Source organism: uncultured Jannaschia sp. (assembly GCF_947494055.1).
Classification (GTDB): domain Bacteria; phylum Pseudomonadota; class Alphaproteobacteria; order Rhodobacterales; family Rhodobacteraceae; genus Jannaschia.
In genome coordinates this window covers 12,598-29,192 of the sequence record NZ_CANLTR010000025.1, presented here as the reverse complement: position 1 = coordinate 29,192, position 16,595 = coordinate 12,598, and the positions used below count along the sequence as shown (strand labels likewise).

Genomic DNA, 16,595 nt, shown 5'->3' with positions numbered 1-16,595 from the left:
ATTATCGGCTCGACGCGATCATGAACGTGCATGTCTTTACCTGCCGGGACACTGCGAGGAAACGATAGCGAAACCGTTTGGTGCGGTTCATCGGTCGAAGCCAAGCCAAAGTAATCCGGGTTCTGGCGTCTAAGCAATATCTGATCGACGTCTGACGATCCGCAGGAACTGTCCGGGGCAGTCCGGTGGGGCGATGAGGATGCTGCGTAGGGTTACTGCCGCGCCGCTGCGATGCTGGAACGACGCGTCGGCCTCGCACCTGCCGTCGCGGCGGGCTGCCGACATCTCGCTCCACGGACGGCCTGCCGCCAGATCGGCTGGCGTGAACAAACGCTCGATCGACTGGCCCATGATCTCGTGTTCGGCCCAGCCCAGTACGGAAGCCGCGCTCTCCGGCCACTGAAGCACGATACCATCACCGTCATAGGCGAAGGTCGCCCAGCCGGGCAGTTCGCCAAGCAGGTGTCGAAGGCCCGCCCGCTGGAGGCGTCCCTGTGTCTCCAGCCGCTCCATCTCGCCGAGGTTGCTGAACAGGACGCCGATGCCGCCGGTCGGGACGGGAAGCGGAAAGGCCCGGGCATGGATGCGCCGGCCCTTGTGAACGACCGAGGCCCATTCGAAGGACACCTCCTCGCCGTGATGCATGGCGCGGCGAAGCTGCGTTTCGGCGTGGGTCCCCTTGATCGACGGAAAGGCGTCCGACCAGACGCGACCGATGAGCTCTTCCCGCGATTGGCCAAGGAACAACTCTGCGACCCGGTTTATCGTGACATACCGCCATTCCGGATCGAGCGAGATGTAGCCTTCCGAAATGCTGTCGAGGATCAGAAGCAGTTTGCGGCGTTGAGCGGAATCGTCCTGATGCTGCGGCTGTCCGCAGAGCTTTGCGTAGTCCTCCATGCTCAGGATCGTCAGCTTGTCGCGCCCGTGATGCGTGACGATGACCGGTGATTGCGCGGCAAGCTCGCGGAGGCGGCCGAAGTTGCGGGTGGCTTCTGCCGCCGTCAGACGCTGCTTGGGATGGTCATCCATACCTGCCTGTCCAGTTTCCGATCGCGAATATGTACGGAATTGTACGAAGAAAAAATCCGTGTAAAATGTTCCGGTGCGAGGGTTCGTTTTGCGAATTATACATAAAATCCCGTCCGGCACGAGATGCGATGCTCGGGTTTCTAGAGGGAAGGTTCGATGGATCAAGATCGGGATGCTCTCGTCCCCGTGGGCGTGCCTGGGCTGGACGACGTCCTTCGTGGCGGGCTTCCGCCCCGTGGGCTTTACTTCGTCGGTGGGGCGCCGGGCACCGGGAAGACGACCCTCGGACTGCAATTCCTGTTGGAAGGACAGCGCCGTGGCGAGCGGACGCTGTTCGTCACGATGTTGGAGAATCGGTCCGATCTCGAGCGAATTGCCGCGTCGCATGGTTTCGATCTGGACGGGATCGCGATCGAGGAGATCTCGGCCGTGAACCTCGCGCCCGGCCTCGGGGACCGGCAGACGGTTATCGACACGTCCGATGCGGAACTCTCCGAGGCCGGGCACAAGCTCGAGACGCTGCTCTCGAAATCGGGTGCCGAACGGGTCGTCATCGACTCGCTCTTCGAGATGCGCCTGTTGGCGCAGGATCCGTTGAGCTATCGCCGGGAACTGCTGCTGTTGCGCGATACGGTCGCGCGTCTCGGCGCCACGGCGCTCGCCCTGGACTATTCCGACGAGACGCTGGGGGACCGCCAGCTCGAAGGGATCGTGAATGGCACGATCTTCCTCGAGTTGGAGAACCCCGCCTACGGGGCGACCATGCGGCAGGTCCACGTGGGAAAGATGCGCGGTCAGGTCTTCACCGAGGGGAATCACAGCCTCACGATCCGGACGGGCGGGTTGTCCGTGTTTCCGCGCGTCATCCCGCGGGACGCCGAGGACATCCTGTCGGACGAGGAGATCCTCTGCGGAATCGACGGGATCGACGAGATGCTGGGCGGCGGTCTGCTTCTTGGAACGACATGCCTGATCGCTGGTCATTCCGGGACGGGAAAGTCGACCCTGTGCACGGCCTATACCAACGCCGCGGCCCAGGACGACCGCGTCGCGGCGATGTTCCTGTTCGAGGAACGGCCGGCGATCTTCCGTCGCAGGTCCGAGGATCTCGGGTTCCAGCTGGAGCAGCAGCAGGCCGACGGCAAGCTGATCCTCCGCCATTTCGGGCCGGCTGAGATGTCGCCGGGCGAGTTCATCCAGACGGTCGTCGACACGGTCGAGGAGAAGGGGGCGGAGATCGTCGTCATCGACTCCCTGAGCGGGTTCCTCGGCGCCCATCCGAACGGGGCCGACCTCATCGCGCAATTGCATACGCTCCTGACTTACCTCTCGCGTCGCAACGTGTTGACCTTTCTTACGGTAACACAGCATGGCCTCCTGAAAGGGAACAACCACAGCGACCTCGACATCAGCTATTTTGCGGACGTCGCCCTGTTGCTGCGGAACGACGAGGCCGGTGACGACCTGCGGCGGACGGTCACCTGCCTGAAGAAACGGCAGGGGGACCATGAGAAGCGGGTCCGGGAACTGATCATAGGGGATCGGAGCGTCGATGTCGTGCCTTCGCGGAAGGCTTCGCGCCCCTACCTCGCCGTGGTGTAGGGCATGATCGCCGTCGAGGAGCGACCGTCGGCGACGGCGCCCCGTGCCGAAGGGTCGAACGTCCTTATCTATGCGCCGCTCGGTCGGGACGCCGATATTCTGGCCGGAATCGCGCGGGAGGCAGGGGCCAATCCCGTCGTAGTCGCCGGGGTCGACGGGCTTGCCGCGGAGATATCGAAGGATTGCGTCTCGCTGATCGTAACGGAAGAAGCGCTCGATCGGGCCATGGGCGAGGCCCTGTTGCGGCATCTCGAAGGCCAGCCCTCGTGGTCGGCGCTGCCGATCCTGGCGCTCGTCGCCAATGCGGGGCGAACGCCGCCGGGGCTGCGGCTTCCGGAACGGGCGCTGGAACGCACTGAGCTCATCGTCCTGCAGCGGCCCACCCGAACCCAGACCCTCCGGACCGCGCTCGTCACGCTGATCGGGTCACGGAGGCGGCAACTCAAGGTTCGCGACCAGATCGAAGATCTGGGCCATAAGGAGCGGCACCAGAGCTTTCTGCTCTCCGAGCTCGACCACCGGGTAAAGAATCTGCTTGCGAAAATCCTGAGCATCCTGAGCCTGACCCGGCGCGAGGCGAACGATCTGGAGACGTTCGCGAACGCGTTCGAGGCGCGGACCCGTGCTCTGGCCGAGGCGCATCAGATGCTTAACGGGCATGCCGAGCATCCTGGGACCCTGCGGGCTCTGGTCGAGAACGTGATGGCGCCCTACCGGACCCTCGCCGGCTCGAACCTGCGGATTGACGGGCCCGAGCTGCACCTGTGGTCGAAGGCCGGGTTGGCCCTGGCCATGGCGTTGCACGAACTCGCGACGAACGCCTCCAAATACGGCGCGCTGTCCCGCGACGAGGGCGTCGTCACGATCCGGTGGCATCTCGCGGACGGAACGCTGACGTTCGAATGGGAGGAACGGGGCGGGCCGCCCGTGGGGACGCCGACGCGAAACAGCTTCGGGACGCGACTCCTGCGCTCCTACACCTCGATGGAGATCGGAGGGGCCGCGGAGCTGGAGTTCCGCGCCGAGGGACTTCGTTGGGTCCTCAAGGCGCCAGTCGCGCAAAGCTAGGTCCTTTGATTGCGCAGCTGCCTCGTCATGGTCGGGAGCCCTCCCCCACTTCAGCTTGCTTCACCGAACGAACGGATGCCAGTCGCGGTCGTTTTCATCGCGGACACACTGCACCCTGTTTGAGTCCTGGATTCGAACCACCAATACGATCCAACTTTGACAGCGAAGTAGTTATCGTCGTGAATGCCGCGGATGCTGAGGACTTGCTAGAATTTGCAAGATGCTCTTCGTCGGATCGATGCTCTCAAAGCGTCCGTCTGTGTACCATAGCGTCATTGAATGAGGCGTTCGGCGTTCAGTCGCCACCCGCCGGGGACGGATTGCGCCGCGCCCTGGTGAGAAGCCTCTCGGCGTTTCGCACGACAGGGCGCTCGATCATCTTGCCGTCGAGCAAGGCAACGCCCCCGCCTGCCCGCTCGAAACTCTCGAGCAGCCGTTCGGCCCACGCGACATCGGCGGCACTGGGGGTGAACGCATCGTGGATGGCCGGAAGCTGGGTGGGATGGATCGCCATCTTGGCGGTGAACCCAAGGGCCTGCGCCCGCGCCGCCTCCGCCCCGCATTCCTCCAGGTTCGACACGTCCGGGAACGGCATGTCGAGCGCAGGCAGCTTGGCTTCCGCCGCGGCATAGGCCACTGCGAGCCGGGCCTGAAGCAGCGCTTCCCACCCGGGCGGAACCCCCAGTTCACCCGCGAGATCGAGCCCGCCGAACATGATGGCGCAGACGCGCGGGCATGCGGCGGCAATCGCCGCGGCATTGCGGACGCCCTGCAAGGTCTCGATTTGCGCGACGATATCCAGGTCTTCCGGAACATGGTCCAGTAGTAGGTCGACCTCTTCCGCCGAGCCGACCTTCGGCACGGCGACGAGGCCCGAGCGCAGGCCGGCCTCGTTCAGTGCGAGGATGTCCCTCAACCCGTCCAGTGTGCGGAGGGAATTGATCCGAACGACGCGGTCAGGCCCCCTTTCTTTTGCGGCCAGAAACGAAATTGCCGCCGCACGGGCTGCGTCCTTCTCGCCGGGCGCGACCGCATCCTCCAGATCGACACAGACCGCATCCGCGCCGCTCGCAAGCGCTTTGGAGAACCTGTCCGGCCGCGTCGCAGGAACGAAGAGCAGGCTTCGCCAGGATGAGGGGGCGGCATGGGTCATTCGAATGTACTTTCGCGGGTTGGAAGCTCTGGCGGCGCCGGATTGTACAGTGTGTAGCCGGCCATCGTGTGGCGAACGCTTTGCAGGTGCTTGAACATCGCTCCTGCCGCGGCTGCGGGATCCCGTGCCACCAGCGCCTGAAGGATGGCGAGATGCTCGCCCTGGTACTGCCTGTGGAGGTCCGGACCGAACGAAGCGCGCTTGAGCCGATCCCATTCCGGCGTGCTCCGCATCCCGCGCATGTTCGCCATCAACGCGACGAACACCGCATTCTGCGTCGCGTGGGCGACCGCGTCGTGAAAGGCCATGTCCCATTCCTCGAACTCCGCGAAGGCGTCCGCCGCTTCGGCGCGCTCGATACAGGTCCGGAGCTTCCGGAGATCGTCCTCCCGCGCCCTCAAGGCCGCCTCGCGCGTCAGAACAGGTTCCAGAAGTTGCCGGGCATCCATGAGTTCGAGCGGAGACGCCCCCGCCAGAGGCGCCTTCGCGTCACTGGAGATGCCGACGAACGTGCCACTTCCGACCTTGCGGACGATCGCGCCCTCAAGCTCGAGCCGGTCGAGCGCCTTGCGCAATGTGGCACGGCTCACGGCCAGCCGTTCGGACAGGACGCGCTCCGTCGGCAACCGGGTTCCCGGCGTGAACACCTCCTCTTCGAGCATCCGGCGCAACTCCGCCAAGGCGCGATCGGACGGCGATATAGGATTCCCGGGAGGATTAATTGGTTGACGCATTGCAGATCAGATCATACCTTTGGTTTCAAAATGGTCAACCTTTACGGTGACCGAAAAAGGCTTTTGCCACCCAAGGGAGAAGAAAATGTCAGTCTGCACAAAGATGCCATACCGGAAGAAGCTCGTTGCCAAGACGTCGTGCGCGGCGGCCATGTTGCTGGGCGCCCTGTCCCTCGGGATCAGTCCCTCCTTCGCGCAGGACTTCCCCGAGGGCAATATCAGCGTGACGATCCCGACTGGCGAAGGCGGCGGCGCCGATCGTGATGCACGGAGCTTCGCGCAGGTCTGGAACAAGTACCTGCCACGCAATGTCGAGTTCAGCTATTACCCGGGCGCCGCGGGCCAGGTCGGTTACGAATTCTACATGCGGGGCGATGCGTCGCCGAGCAACCTTCTGTTCTCGAACATCGGTCCGGAAGTCATCATGCTCGAACTGCAGGACGTACCGGTCGAGATTGGTGAGGACATTGTCTACATTCAGAAGACCAGTACCGAACCAATGGCGATCTGGGTTGGCGCCAATTCTCCCTTCGAGACATTGGAACAGCTGATCGAGGAGGCCAAGACGCGTCCGGTCACCATATCGGTGAGCCGGCTTCCGCATCCTGCCACGATCGGGATGCTGGCGCTTGGCGAGGCGACGGGCGCAGAGTTCAACCTGATCCCGTTCGGCGGTGGAAATCCCACGGCGATGGCGGCGATCACGGGTGAGGTTGACGCCTCCGCGTTACCGCTCGCAAATCCCATCACGTTCGGCGAGGAGGCTCGCGTTCTCGGGATCTTCGCCGACGAGAACCCCGTGCCGGACCAGACGAACGACGCGCCGACGGTCAACGAAGTGGCAGGCACGGACCTGCCTCCGCTGACCAGTTCGCGCGCCTGGGCGGTCCAGGCCGACGCGATCGCGGAGAACCCGGAGCTTATCGAGATCCTCAAGCAGACCATGCGCCAGACGCTGGAGGATCCGGAATACATCGAGGCGGTCCGGGCATCCGGCGTCCCCGCCGAGTTCATCGACCCGGGCAACCAGGAAGAGGCCATGCAGGAAGCCGCCGAGACGCGCGAACTCGCGATCCAGTATCGCGACCTTCTGACCGGCGAATAGTCCATTCCCCTGGCTCGCGCGCCGATGCGTCGCGCGGGCCGCAGACCGGCCAACCCCGCACGGGCGGGGCGCGCTGATACCAAGCGGCGGGAGTGTCATGTCAGAGAAAGATCGTCCTAAGAAGCCTGTCGGTGCGGATCTCATCCTTCCGGCCTGCGCGGCAGCCTACGCCCTCTACTACGTGTGGTCGGTTCACGAATTCCCGCTGGAAGCGCAGCTGAGCGGGGCCATCCTCGCCGGCATGCTCCTCCTGCTCGTGGCGATCTATTTCGTCCGCGTCGCTCTGGGATTTCTTGCCGGCAGATACAGTCTCGGCCTGGGGGACTTCGTCGGTCCACCCGCTTCGCTCATAGGACGCGGCATCTTCTTCCTGCTCATGCTCGGCACCCTCGCCGTGGTGCCCTGGCTCGGGTTCACACTGACGACCTTCGCTTTCCTCTCGGTCTCGTTTCTCGTGCTCGGGGTGCGTCCTGTCTCGCGAGCACTGGCCGTCGCGGGAACAGGGGCGCTCACCGGCTGGCTCTTCTTCATCGTCCTTCTCGACACGAACTTCCCCGAAGGCCCCTTCGAGCGGCTCGTGCAGGCGGTGTTCTGATGCTCTACGAACTCGACACCCTCGCCGGTCTCATCGGCCACGCCTTCAGCCTCTGGTGGATCATGATCCCGGCCATCGCGGTCGGCCTCGTCGCCGGCGCCGTTCCGGGCTTCGCCGCGCACAACACCATCATCATCCTGCTGCCGCTGACGCTCGCCCTCGACGTCGAAGTGGCGCTCGTCTTCATGGTTGCGCTCTACTGCGCATCGCATCTCGGCGGGGGCGTTCCCGCCATTCTCGTCAACATTCCGGGCACCGGGGGGGCCGCCGCGACGACCCTCGACGGCTATCCGATGACGAAGAAGGGGCAAGCGGTGCGTGCGCTCGCCCTGTGCTTCGTCGCATCGGTCCTCGGCGGCCTGATCAGCGCCATCGTGACGCTCTTCGCCCTGCCGGTGCTGTCGCAGGTCGGCTACTACATCCACAGCGTCGAACTGGTCGTGGTGATGCTGTTCGGCCTGGCTCTGATCGCGTCTATTGCCGCCAAGGACATGCTGAAGGGTCTGATCGCGGGAGCCTTCGGCCTGATGCTCGGCGCCATGGGCGCGGACCACATCTACGCCACACCGCGCGGGACGTTCGGGTTCCTGGAGCTTTTCGACGGCGTCCCGCTGGTGCCGGCGCTCATCGGTCTCTTCGCCATCTCCGAGGCGTTCGTCATGCTGGAGCAGAAAACGGTCGTCAGCGACAGCGACCGGCCCACCGCTCCGCCGTCTTGGGGCGAGAGCAGCCGGGAGATCTTCAACGCCTTCCGTCATTGGTGGCAGATCACTTGGACTGCGATCCTGGGTCTGGTCATCGGCGTACTGCCCGGAGCCGGTGCAAGCATCGCGTCCTTCGTTGCCTACCAACAGAGCCAGTTCTTCTCCAAGACGCCCGAGCTCTTCGGAACCGGACATCCTCAAGGCGTCATCGCGCCGGAATCCGCCAATAACGGAGTCACGACGGGAACGCTGGTGCCCTTGCTCGCCATCGGGGTGCCCGGCGGCAGCACGGCCGCCGTCATGATGATCGTTCTGCAGTTCCACGGCGTGCCCTTCGGACCGCGGCTCTTCGTCGAGCAGCCGGAGCTTGCCTACGGCGTGATCGCGGCGATGGCGGTCTCGTACATCCTGATGATCCCGTTCATGTTCCCGATGGTCCGGTACATGTCGCGCGTCACCGTCATCTCGACGGTCTACCTCGCCCCGTTCATCGTGGCCTTCACGCTCGTGGGCGCCTTCGTTCCGCGGGGGTTCCTCTTCGACATGAGCGTCGCTGTCGCGTTCGGGATCATCGGCTACGTCGCGCGCAAAACCGGCTACCACGTCGCGGCCATTCTGATCGGCGTCATCCTCGGTCCGCTGATCGAGCGGTCGTTCCTGCTCGCGATGCGGATCTCGAACAACGACCCGATGGTGTTGTTCTCCTCGAACATCGGCAACCTGCTCTGGGTGCTGCTGGTGCTCAGCCTCGCGTTGCCCCCGGCCACGAGCTGGTGGCGCAGGCGCGGCGAGCGGACCAACGAGATCCAGAAGGGGTTCGGCGATGAGCCACGCTGAACCTCGTCTCGCCCGAGGGGTGCGCCAGGTGGGCGTGCTCGACATCGCCGGCGGCGGGCAGGTCGTCGTGGACGGCGATCACGTCTTCATCGGTCACATGAAGCCGCCCTTCGGCACCACCATCGTCGACGTCACGGATCGAAGCCGCCCGAAGATCGCCGCGGAGATCCGGCTCGACGGCGATGCATCGCATACGCACAAGGTCCGCGTCACGGGCGACCTGATGATCACCAACGTCGAGCAGAACGACCGGCACGCCAAGCGCCGCGCCAAGTCCCTTCCGAGCGCGGAGGCGGCGCTCGCCACCGAGCTGGGCCGTCCGCCGAGCGCCGCTGAGCTCGCGTCACGCATCGGCGTGGAGGAGGGCGACCTGCCCCGCCTCAGGCAGATGGCGAACGAGGCCTATGGCGAGGGCGGATTCAGGGTCTGGGACATCGCGGACCGTTCCCGCCCCCGTCTTCTGACGCATCACAGGACCGGCGGCGTCGGCGTGCACCGCTTCGACGCCGATGCGCGCCACGCCTACATCTCGACCGAGATGGAAGGGTATGTCGGCAACATTCTCGTCGTCTACGACCTTGCCGATCCTTCGCGTCCCGAGGAAGTCTCGCGTTGGTGGATGCCCGGCCAGCACGTCGCGGGCGGCGAGCGTCCCAACTGGCCCGGCGTCCGTCACCGGCTCCATCACGCGATGCGCTGCGGGGACGAACTCTGGGCCTCCGTCTGGCACGCGGGCATCCGGGTGATCGATGCCAGCGACCTGACGAAGCTGCGGACCGTCGGCAGCTACGACTACCATCCCGCGATCCCGGAGCCGACCCATACGGTGATGCCCTTCGAGGCGCCGATCGGCGGCCGCCGGATCGCCGCCGCAATCGACGAGGAGCACGACCATCTGCACGGCCGCCTGCACGGCTTTCTCTGGTTCTTCGACGTCACGGATCGGAGCAATCTCAAGCCGCTCTCCATCTTCAATCTCAGCGAGTCCGACTCGCCATTCAGCCGCGCCCCCGGTCGCTTCGGCGCCCACCAGTTTCACGAGCGCCTCGATACGACACTGATCTACGCGGCCTGGTTCTCCGGGGGCCTGCGGATCGTCGATGCCAGGGACCCGGAGCTTCCCGAAGAAGTCGGCTTTTTCATCCCGGAGCCCATGGGCGGCGAGCCGAGCCCGCAATCGAACGACGTCGCCGTGGGCGACGACGGCCTCATCTACCTGCTCGACCGCAATCGCGGGCTGCACATCCTCGAATTCGACCGCGCATGACGTCGCTTCGAGAACGCGCGTTCCGCTTTGCGTCCCACCGAGCCGAGCCCCTCGGCTCAGGGCCCAGCCAATGACATCCCCAGGAGAGTCAAAGATGCAGACGCGCAGCCTTGGCAGGTCTGGCCTGACAGTTTCGGCGGTCGGGCTCGGCTGCATGTCGATGACCGACATCTACGGCCCGGCCGATCCCGCGGAAGCGGAGGAGACGATCCGCCACGCGCTCGACCGCAGCATCACCTTCATCGACACCGCCGACATGTACGCCAACGGCAAGAACGAGGAGTTGGTTGGTCGCGCTCTGGCCGGTCGGCGCTCGGAGGCGGTGCTCGCCACCAAGTTCGGCAATCTCCGGCTTCCCGACGGCTCGACCGGCGTCAACGGCCGCCCCGACTACGTGCCGCAAGCCTGCGAGGCCAGCCTGAAGCGTCTCGGCGTGGACGTGATCGATCTCTACTACCTGCACCGCGTCGATCCGAATGTTCCCATCGAGGAGACGGTCGGCGCCATGGCGCGGCTCGTCGAAGCGGGCAAGGTCCGGTATCTCGGCCTGTCGGAGGCGGGTGCCGCGACCATCCGGCGCGCGAACGACGTGCATCCGATCACCGCCCTGCAATCGGAATATTCTCTCTGGTCGCGCGATCTCGAAGCCGAGATCCTGCCCGCCTGCCGCGCGCTCGGCATCGGCGTGGTCCCCTATTCTCCTCTCGGCCGCGGCTTCCTCGCCGGACAGATCCGCTCGGATGCCGACCTTGCGGAGAAGGACCGACGCCGCGACATGCCCCGCTTCCGCGACGACAATCTCGTACGCAACAGCGCACTGCTCGACGGCCTCCGAAGCATCGCGGAGACGCATGGCGCGACGTCGGCGCAGATCGCGCTTGCCTGGCTGCTGTCGCGGGGCGAGGACGTCGTTCCGATTCCCGGCACCAAGCGCCCTGCCCGACTGACCGAGAACGCGGCCTCGCTCGAGGTCGCGCTCACCGGCGACGATCTGACAACGCTCGATGCCGCTTTTCCGCCCGGCGCCGCGGCCGGGCTCCGCTACCCCGAGGCGCAGATGAAGCGCCTCGGCCTCTGAACCGCGACACACGATCCATCCGCGACGAACGATAGGACATCATATGACGGACGACATGCGCCACACGATCAGGACCGAGGGGCGCGCGCATCGCACCACCTCCCAGGGCGAGGAGATCTTCCTCTGGGAAAAGCCGAGCTCCGCCGATGGCCCGACCCGCGGCACGATCCTGTTCATCCATGGCTCGTCCATGGCGAGCCAGCCTACCTTCGACCTCCAAGTCGAGGGGATGCCCGAAGCCTCGGCCATGGACTGGTTCGCCACGCGCGGCTTCCATACCTGGTGCTTCGACTGCCGGGGCTACGGCCGTTCCTACAAGGGTGATGACGTGTGGGCGACCATCGCAGACGGCGCCGCCGACGCCGCCGCCGCGTCCGACCATATCCGCGAACACACCCCCGGACCGCTGCTCGTCTACGGGATCTCCTCGGGCGCGCTCCGCGCCGCGGCCTTCGCCCAGAACCATCCCGACCGCGTCTCGCGCCTCGCGCTCGACGCCATGGTCTGGACCGGAGACGGCAGCCCGACGCTCACGGAGCGCCGCAAGAAGCTCGACCAGTGGCGCGGCACCACCCGGCGGCCGACGAACGAGACGTTCATGTGGTCGATCTTCGAACGCGACCATCCCGGAACCGTCCACGAGCGCTTCGCCCAGCCCTTCATCGACCAGGTGCTGGCACTGGACGATTCCATGCCGAACGGCACCTACATCGACATGTGCGCGAACCTGCCGCTGGTCGATCCCGAAAAGCTGCCGATGGCGACCGCGATCCTGCGGGGCGAATACGACGGCATCGCCGGGATGGACGACCTGCTCGCGTTCTTCAAGCTACTGCCGAACGCCGACAAGGAGTTCACGGTGATGCCCGGCATCGCCCATGCCTCCTTCGCCCAGAAGAACTTCCTTCTGGTCTATCAGATTCTCCATTCGTTCTACAGCCGGCCCGCGCCGGAATACCGCGGTGAGGCAAGCTGATCCGAAGGACAGGAAGGGATTTCCGATGAAACTGGTTCGCTACAGCAAGAACGGTGAGACCCGGATCGGCCGCGTCGAGGACGGCGCGGTGCGTGCGCTCGATCCGGCGCAGACGGACATGGTGCGTCTGATCGAGGATTTCGACAATCTCCGCGACCGTCTTCGTCCCGCAGGCGACCCGATACCGCTCGAGAACGTCACCATCGAGGCGCCGCTGCCCAATCCGCCCCGCAACCTCTTCTGCGTGGGAAAGAACTATCGCGAACATGCGCGCGAGTTCTCCGGCAGCGGCTACGAAGCGGGCGCGGTGAAGGGCGCGGAGGTCGACGAGTATCCCGCCGTCTTCACCAAGCCCGCGACATCCATCGTCGGCCCGGGCGCGGACGTGCTCCTCCACCCCGAAATCACGAGCGAGGTGGATTACGAGATCGAGCTTGCGCTGATCATCGGCAAGCCCGGCCGCAACATCCCGCGGGAGCGCGCCTACGAGCACATCTGGGGCTACACGATCGTCAACGACGTGACGGCCCGTGATCGCCAGAAGCGTCACAAGCAATGGTTCATGGGCAAGGCGCTCGACACGTTCTGCCCGATGGGTCCCTGGATCGCGACCGCCGACGAGATCGACCCCGAGAACCTCGACCTCGAGACACGGGTCAACGGGGAAGTCCGGCAGCGTTCGAACACGCGCGACCTGATCTTCGACATCCCGAGCCTCGTGGAGACGATCTCGTCGGGGCTGACGCTGGTTCCGGGCGACGTCATCGTCACCGGAACGCCGGCCGGCGTCGGCATCGGGTTCGATCCGCCACGGTTCCTCAAGCAGGGTGATGTCGTCAGCATGACCATCACCGGCCTCGGCACGCTCGAAAACACGTTCCGCTGAACAGTGTTCGCAGGGCCCGTCACGCTTGCCGTTCTCGGGGTCCTCATCGTCGGGACCTCGTTCCTCAGCGGGGTCTTCGGGATCGCCGGCGGCATGATCCTGATGGGCGGGCTCATCTTTCTGATGCCCGTCCCGTCCGCGATGATCGTCCACGGCGTGACGCAGCTCGCGGCCAATGGCTGGCGGGCCGTGCTCTGGTGGCGCTACGTCAATCTGGGCGTCGTGCTGCGCTTCGCCGCCGGTTCGGCCGCTTCGCTCCTGTTGTTCTCGCTACTTCTCTTCGTGCCGAACCGGGCCACGGTGCTGATCTGTCTCGGTCTGGTGCCGTTCCTGGCATTCGCCCTGCCCGAGCGGTACGCGCCTCACGCGCTGCAGCCCGGCGCGGCCGAGATCGCGGGCTTCGTCGGGACCGGCCTGCAGTTCGTCTCGGGCGTGTCGGGGCCGCTTCTCGACGTGATCCTGATCCGGATGCCCGTCGACCGCAGGGTCATCGTCGCGAGCAAGTCCGCGTGCCAGGTCGTCGCGCACAGCATGAAGCTGGTCTATTTCGGCGGCATCGTCATGGCTGGACAGAGCACCGCGCCGGTATGGCTTCTGGCCGCGTGTGCCTGCCTTGCAGTTGCCGGAACGACACTGGCGCGGCAGGTCCTCGACAGGATCACGGACAGGCAGTTCCGCACCTGGACCAAGCGGATTGTGCTGACCATCGGAGCTGTCTACCTGCTGCAAGGACTCCTGCTGGCGCTGACCGGACCGGGACTCGCGCAATAAGTGAGTCCTGTTCGTGCGACCGCCCCAGGAAATCGTCTCGATCTGATCCACAGATGAGACGCGCCGACATCCATATAGCTTTTACAAGGCTGGCCCAGCCATCGTCTGCATGAACCGGATCAGACGATTCTGTCAGGCGCTCTCAGGCATTCATCGTCCTCTGAGAGAACCAACCTTCAGAGGGCAAACGACAGCGTCAGACGGAGAAAGTTGATTTTCACCGCCAGTCAGTTTGCCCGATAGAGCGTATGGCTTTAAGAGCCGATTGCTGAATTCCTGCACACAAGACGCATCTCGGCGATCGAACAGGTCCGTACTGATCTTATCTGATCGGCAGTGTGAAGCTGACGATGGAGCCGCGGGGTCGGTTCGCATCTGCCCAGATCTGGCCACCATGCGCTTCGACGATCGACTGGCTGAACATCAGTCCCATGCCCATGCCGTTGGGCTTCGTCGTGTAGAATGGCTCGAAGATACTTTGTCTCGTTTCCGGGTCCATGCCGATCCCGGTATCCGACACGGAGATCACGACGAAGTCCCGGCCTTCCGGCTCGGCCCTGATCCGAATGGTTCGCAGTGAATCGGGAGGGCCGAGCGTGATCGCGTCGATGGCGTTTGCGACAAGGTTGCAGATCACCTGCGATATCTGGATCCGATTGCCCCTCGCGAAACGTGCCTCTTCGGAGGCCCGGCATTCGATGGCGATCGCCGACCGACATGCGGCATCCTGAGATTGTGTCACGGAATCGGAGAGCACCGACCCCAGATCGAACGCGACATGCTCCCGCGCGCTTTTCTTGAACATCGTCCGGATTCCAGTCACCACGTCGCCCGCCCGTTTGCCTTCGGCGATGATGTGCGACAGGGCATCCCGGGCTTCCGTGAGGTCGGGTTCGCTTCGGTCGAGCCAGCGCAACCCCGCCGCGGCATTCGTCGAAATGCTGGTCAGAGGTTGATTGATCTCGTGGGCGAGCGTGGCCGACATGGCTTCCATCGCACGCAGCCGTGACTCGCGCACGCGCCGCTCCTCCGCGGCCGAACGGGCGAGCCTCGCGTAGAGGGTCGTCGTCTCCGCCAGGAGGGCAACCAGCACCACGCTGGACGAGACCAGACCGCAGGACCGGCCGATCCACCACCCGAGGCTGAACCGCGTCCCGCCTGTCGCGTAGAACAACAGGATGACTTCCAGCGTCAGGGAACACGTGACGACGACCAACCAGAGATCGAGGACGGATCGCCTTCGACGCAGGAGCGAAGCGATCAGAAGAGCGTAGATCACCAGCGCCGAGGCCGGGACGTAGCGCCACAGAGCGTTGACCTCCGTCTCGCTCATCATGAGTTGCGGAAGGGCGGAGTTGTGTTCGAAGGTGATCCAGGCGGACAGGGCCACGGCGATCGTGGAGCCGACGAGGGTCGCGGCGATGCGGATCCAGACGCGGCCGGATCGATCCGCGCCCCGGCCGCGATCCTTCGACAGGGCGTAGGCCAGCAGAAGGAGCGGGAAGACGAGCCGGCGTAGCGCGGCAAGGAAGGCCGTCCCCTGTGGCCCTGGATCGAGACCCAGGGGGGTGGCGAAATCCGGAAAGCTCATCATCCAGACGAAGATCATCAGGCCGGAGAACGTGTAGGCCGCGCCCGGGAGAAGCAGGGAGGGCGACGGCTGGACCGCGAACTGCGCAAGCAGCATGACGGCGGTGATCAATTCGACCACCAGGACCGCCATCGCGTAGGCGGGCAGGATGAAGGCCGTGTTCGACGTCATCGTATTTGCGAACGGCAGGACGGTCATCAGAACGAGAAGCAGTACGACGACGACCCCGACGGCCGTTCGTACCTGGGCCGAACCGGGGCGGGCCGTCAGCAGGAAGACGCCAGGCGATGTCTCGATTTGCCGTTTCATGTCCGCCGACCTCTCGGTCACGTGCGATGCCCGCGCGTCGATGCGCCGGCTGGGGATGACCTTTGCCAGTCTGCCCGACTTACCGTAACCTGTCGCCAACATACGTGTCCCCAAAATCGCGGCCATGCCGCAGGTTTCGCGCGCCCACAGGTTGCGGGGCGATGGTCCGGTCCGGGCACGGGGAATGGCGGCGGAGAAAGTGGGATTGCCTGAAACGGAAAAATTCACCGTCGCCGTGGTCGAGGACGACGCCGCGGTCTCGCAGGCCCTGGACAGCCTCCTGCGATCGGTCGGATACGACGTTCGGACCTACGGCGCCCCCCGGGAAATCCTCGCCGACCCGCACCTGAAGCTCGTCGATTGCCTGATCCTCGACGTTCGGATGCCCATGAGCAGCGGGTTCGACCTGCAAGCGGAGCTTGCGCGCGCCGAGGTCCGGGTCCCGATCATCTTCATGACCGGATACGGCGACGTTCCGATGAGCGTCCGGGCGATGAAGGCCGGTGCCGTCGATTTCCTGCAGAAGCCGTTCCGCGATCAGGACATGCTCGACGCCGTCGCCAGCGCCATCCGCGGCGATCGGGACCGGCGCGAAGCCTCCCGGATGCTCTCGGACCATGCTGCCCTGTTCGCATCCCTGACGCAGAGGGAGCGCGAGGTCATGGCCCTGGCCACGGAAGGCATGATGAACAAGCAGATCGCCTATGAACTGGGCCTGAGCGAGATCACGGTGAAAATCCATCGTGGCAAGGTCATGCGCAAGATGGGAGCGAAGACATTCGCCGACCTCGTCCGCCTCGCGTCGGACCTCAAGCTGGGCAATTTACGCCCTTAAACCTTGGTATGGTTATACGGCACCGCGGGGCGGTCTAGACGTTTCCGACACC

Annotated in this window: 15 protein-coding genes; 11 read left to right on the top strand and 4 right to left on the bottom strand. The window is 64.9% G+C overall.

The genetic code is table 11. The features are described 5' to 3' along the window. Positions 1-129: 129 nt before the first annotated feature. Positions 130-900: a PAS domain-containing protein gene (locus tag Q1A87_RS16240; RefSeq protein WP_299653502.1), complete on the bottom strand. Its 771-nt coding sequence runs from the start codon at positions 898-900 to the stop codon at positions 130-132. A gap of 288 nt (positions 901-1,188) precedes the next feature. Between Q1A87_RS16240 and Q1A87_RS16235 the strand changes: the two genes are divergently transcribed. Beyond that, positions 1,189-2,634, top strand: a complete 1,446-nt coding sequence (locus Q1A87_RS16235; protein ID WP_299653468.1) for an ATPase domain-containing protein — start codon at positions 1,189-1,191, stop codon at positions 2,632-2,634. 3 nt (positions 2,635-2,637) lie between these two features. After that, the gene (locus tag Q1A87_RS16230; protein ID WP_299653466.1) at positions 2,638-3,702 is read left to right on the top strand and encodes an HWE histidine kinase domain-containing protein; all 1,065 of its coding nucleotides are present in this window, start codon (positions 2,638-2,640) and stop codon (positions 3,700-3,702) included. A 295-nt stretch (positions 3,703-3,997) separates the two neighbouring features. Here the strand turns inward: Q1A87_RS16230 and Q1A87_RS16225 are convergent, their stop codons facing one another. Both Q1A87_RS16225 and Q1A87_RS16220 read right to left on the bottom strand, forming a co-directional pair. Further along, positions 3,998-4,855 carry a CoA ester lyase gene (locus Q1A87_RS16225; RefSeq protein ID WP_299653464.1) on the bottom strand — a complete coding sequence of 286 codons (858 nt, stop codon included), beginning with the start codon at positions 4,853-4,855 and terminating at the stop codon, positions 3,998-4,000. After that, on the bottom strand, positions 4,852-5,535 hold the full coding sequence (locus tag Q1A87_RS16220) for an FCD domain-containing protein (protein WP_299653462.1): 684 nt from the start codon (positions 5,533-5,535) through the stop codon (positions 4,852-4,854). The genes Q1A87_RS16225 and Q1A87_RS16220 overlap by 4 nt, the downstream gene beginning before the upstream one ends. A gap of 139 nt (positions 5,536-5,674) precedes the next feature. On the opposite strand from Q1A87_RS16220, the gene Q1A87_RS16215 reads away from it, so the two are divergent. The 8 genes from Q1A87_RS16215 (at position 5,675) to Q1A87_RS16180 (ending at position 13,808) form a co-directional block, all read left to right on the top strand. Further along, the gene (locus Q1A87_RS16215) at positions 5,675-6,694 is read left to right on the top strand and encodes a tripartite tricarboxylate transporter substrate-binding protein (RefSeq protein ID WP_299653460.1); all 1,020 of its coding nucleotides are present in this window, start codon (positions 5,675-5,677) and stop codon (positions 6,692-6,694) included. A gap of 97 nt (positions 6,695-6,791) precedes the next feature. After that, entirely contained in the window at positions 6,792-7,289 is a 498-nt protein-coding gene (locus Q1A87_RS16210; protein WP_299653459.1) for a hypothetical protein, read from the top strand. Then, on the top strand, positions 7,289-8,830 hold the full coding sequence (locus Q1A87_RS16205; RefSeq protein WP_299653458.1) for a tripartite tricarboxylate transporter permease: 1,542 nt from the start codon (positions 7,289-7,291) through the stop codon (positions 8,828-8,830). The genes Q1A87_RS16210 and Q1A87_RS16205 overlap by 1 nt, the downstream gene beginning before the upstream one ends. Beyond that, positions 8,817-10,097, top strand: a complete 1,281-nt coding sequence (locus Q1A87_RS16200) for a hypothetical protein (RefSeq protein ID WP_299653457.1) — start codon at positions 8,817-8,819, stop codon at positions 10,095-10,097. The genes Q1A87_RS16205 and Q1A87_RS16200 overlap by 14 nt, the downstream gene beginning before the upstream one ends. Positions 10,098-10,191: 94 nt before the next feature. Further along, on the top strand, positions 10,192-11,175 hold the full coding sequence (locus Q1A87_RS16195; protein ID WP_299653456.1) for an aldo/keto reductase: 984 nt from the start codon (positions 10,192-10,194) through the stop codon (positions 11,173-11,175). A 43-nt stretch (positions 11,176-11,218) separates the two neighbouring features. After that, positions 11,219-12,151 (top strand): alpha/beta hydrolase, encoded by a 933-nt coding sequence (locus tag Q1A87_RS16190; RefSeq protein ID WP_299653455.1) that lies wholly within the window; start codon positions 11,219-11,221, stop codon positions 12,149-12,151. Between the two features lie 25 nt (positions 12,152-12,176). Then, positions 12,177-13,037: a fumarylacetoacetate hydrolase family protein gene (locus tag Q1A87_RS16185; RefSeq protein WP_299653454.1), complete on the top strand. Its 861-nt coding sequence runs from the start codon at positions 12,177-12,179 to the stop codon at positions 13,035-13,037. 3 nt (positions 13,038-13,040) lie between these two features. Beyond that, positions 13,041-13,808 carry a TSUP family transporter gene (locus Q1A87_RS16180; RefSeq protein ID WP_299653453.1) on the top strand — a complete coding sequence of 256 codons (768 nt, stop codon included), beginning with the start codon at positions 13,041-13,043 and terminating at the stop codon, positions 13,806-13,808. Between the two features lie 322 nt (positions 13,809-14,130). On the opposite strand, the gene Q1A87_RS16175 is transcribed toward Q1A87_RS16180, so the two are convergent. Next, positions 14,131-15,708: an ATP-binding protein gene (locus tag Q1A87_RS16175; RefSeq protein WP_299653452.1), complete on the bottom strand. Its 1,578-nt coding sequence runs from the start codon at positions 15,706-15,708 to the stop codon at positions 14,131-14,133. Between the two features lie 205 nt (positions 15,709-15,913). Here Q1A87_RS16175 and Q1A87_RS16170 point away from each other — a divergent pair, with 205 nt between their 5' ends. After that, positions 15,914-16,543, top strand: a complete 630-nt coding sequence (locus tag Q1A87_RS16170; protein ID WP_299653451.1) for a response regulator — start codon at positions 15,914-15,916, stop codon at positions 16,541-16,543. Positions 16,544-16,595 lie beyond the last annotated feature (52 nt).

Excerpts from the sequence above, each read along its gene's own strand:
- Q1A87_RS16240 (WP_299653502.1), bottom strand. The coding sequence starts at position 900 with ATGGAGGACTACGCAAAGCTCTGCGGACAGCCGCAGCATCAGGACGAT.
- Q1A87_RS16235 (WP_299653468.1), top strand. The coding sequence starts at position 1,189 with ATGGATCAAGATCGGGATGCTCTCGTCCCCGTGGGCGTGCCTGGGCTG.
- Q1A87_RS16230 (WP_299653466.1), top strand. The coding sequence starts at position 2,638 with ATGATCGCCGTCGAGGAGCGACCGTCGGCGACGGCGCCCCGTGCCGAA.
- Q1A87_RS16225 (WP_299653464.1), bottom strand. The coding sequence starts at position 4,855 with ATGACCCATGCCGCCCCCTCATCCTGGCGAAGCCTGCTCTTCGTTCCT.
- Q1A87_RS16215 (WP_299653460.1), top strand. The coding sequence starts at position 5,675 with ATGTCAGTCTGCACAAAGATGCCATACCGGAAGAAGCTCGTTGCCAAG.
- Q1A87_RS16210 (WP_299653459.1), top strand. The coding sequence starts at position 6,792 with ATGTCAGAGAAAGATCGTCCTAAGAAGCCTGTCGGTGCGGATCTCATC.
- Q1A87_RS16205 (WP_299653458.1), top strand. The coding sequence starts at position 7,289 with ATGCTCTACGAACTCGACACCCTCGCCGGTCTCATCGGCCACGCCTTC.
- Q1A87_RS16200 (WP_299653457.1), top strand. The coding sequence starts at position 8,817 with ATGAGCCACGCTGAACCTCGTCTCGCCCGAGGGGTGCGCCAGGTGGGC.
- Q1A87_RS16195 (WP_299653456.1), top strand. The coding sequence starts at position 10,192 with ATGCAGACGCGCAGCCTTGGCAGGTCTGGCCTGACAGTTTCGGCGGTC.
- Q1A87_RS16190 (WP_299653455.1), top strand. The coding sequence starts at position 11,219 with ATGACGGACGACATGCGCCACACGATCAGGACCGAGGGGCGCGCGCAT.
- Q1A87_RS16185 (WP_299653454.1), top strand. The coding sequence starts at position 12,177 with ATGAAACTGGTTCGCTACAGCAAGAACGGTGAGACCCGGATCGGCCGC.
- Q1A87_RS16175 (WP_299653452.1), bottom strand. The coding sequence starts at position 15,708 with ATGAAACGGCAAATCGAGACATCGCCTGGCGTCTTCCTGCTGACGGCC.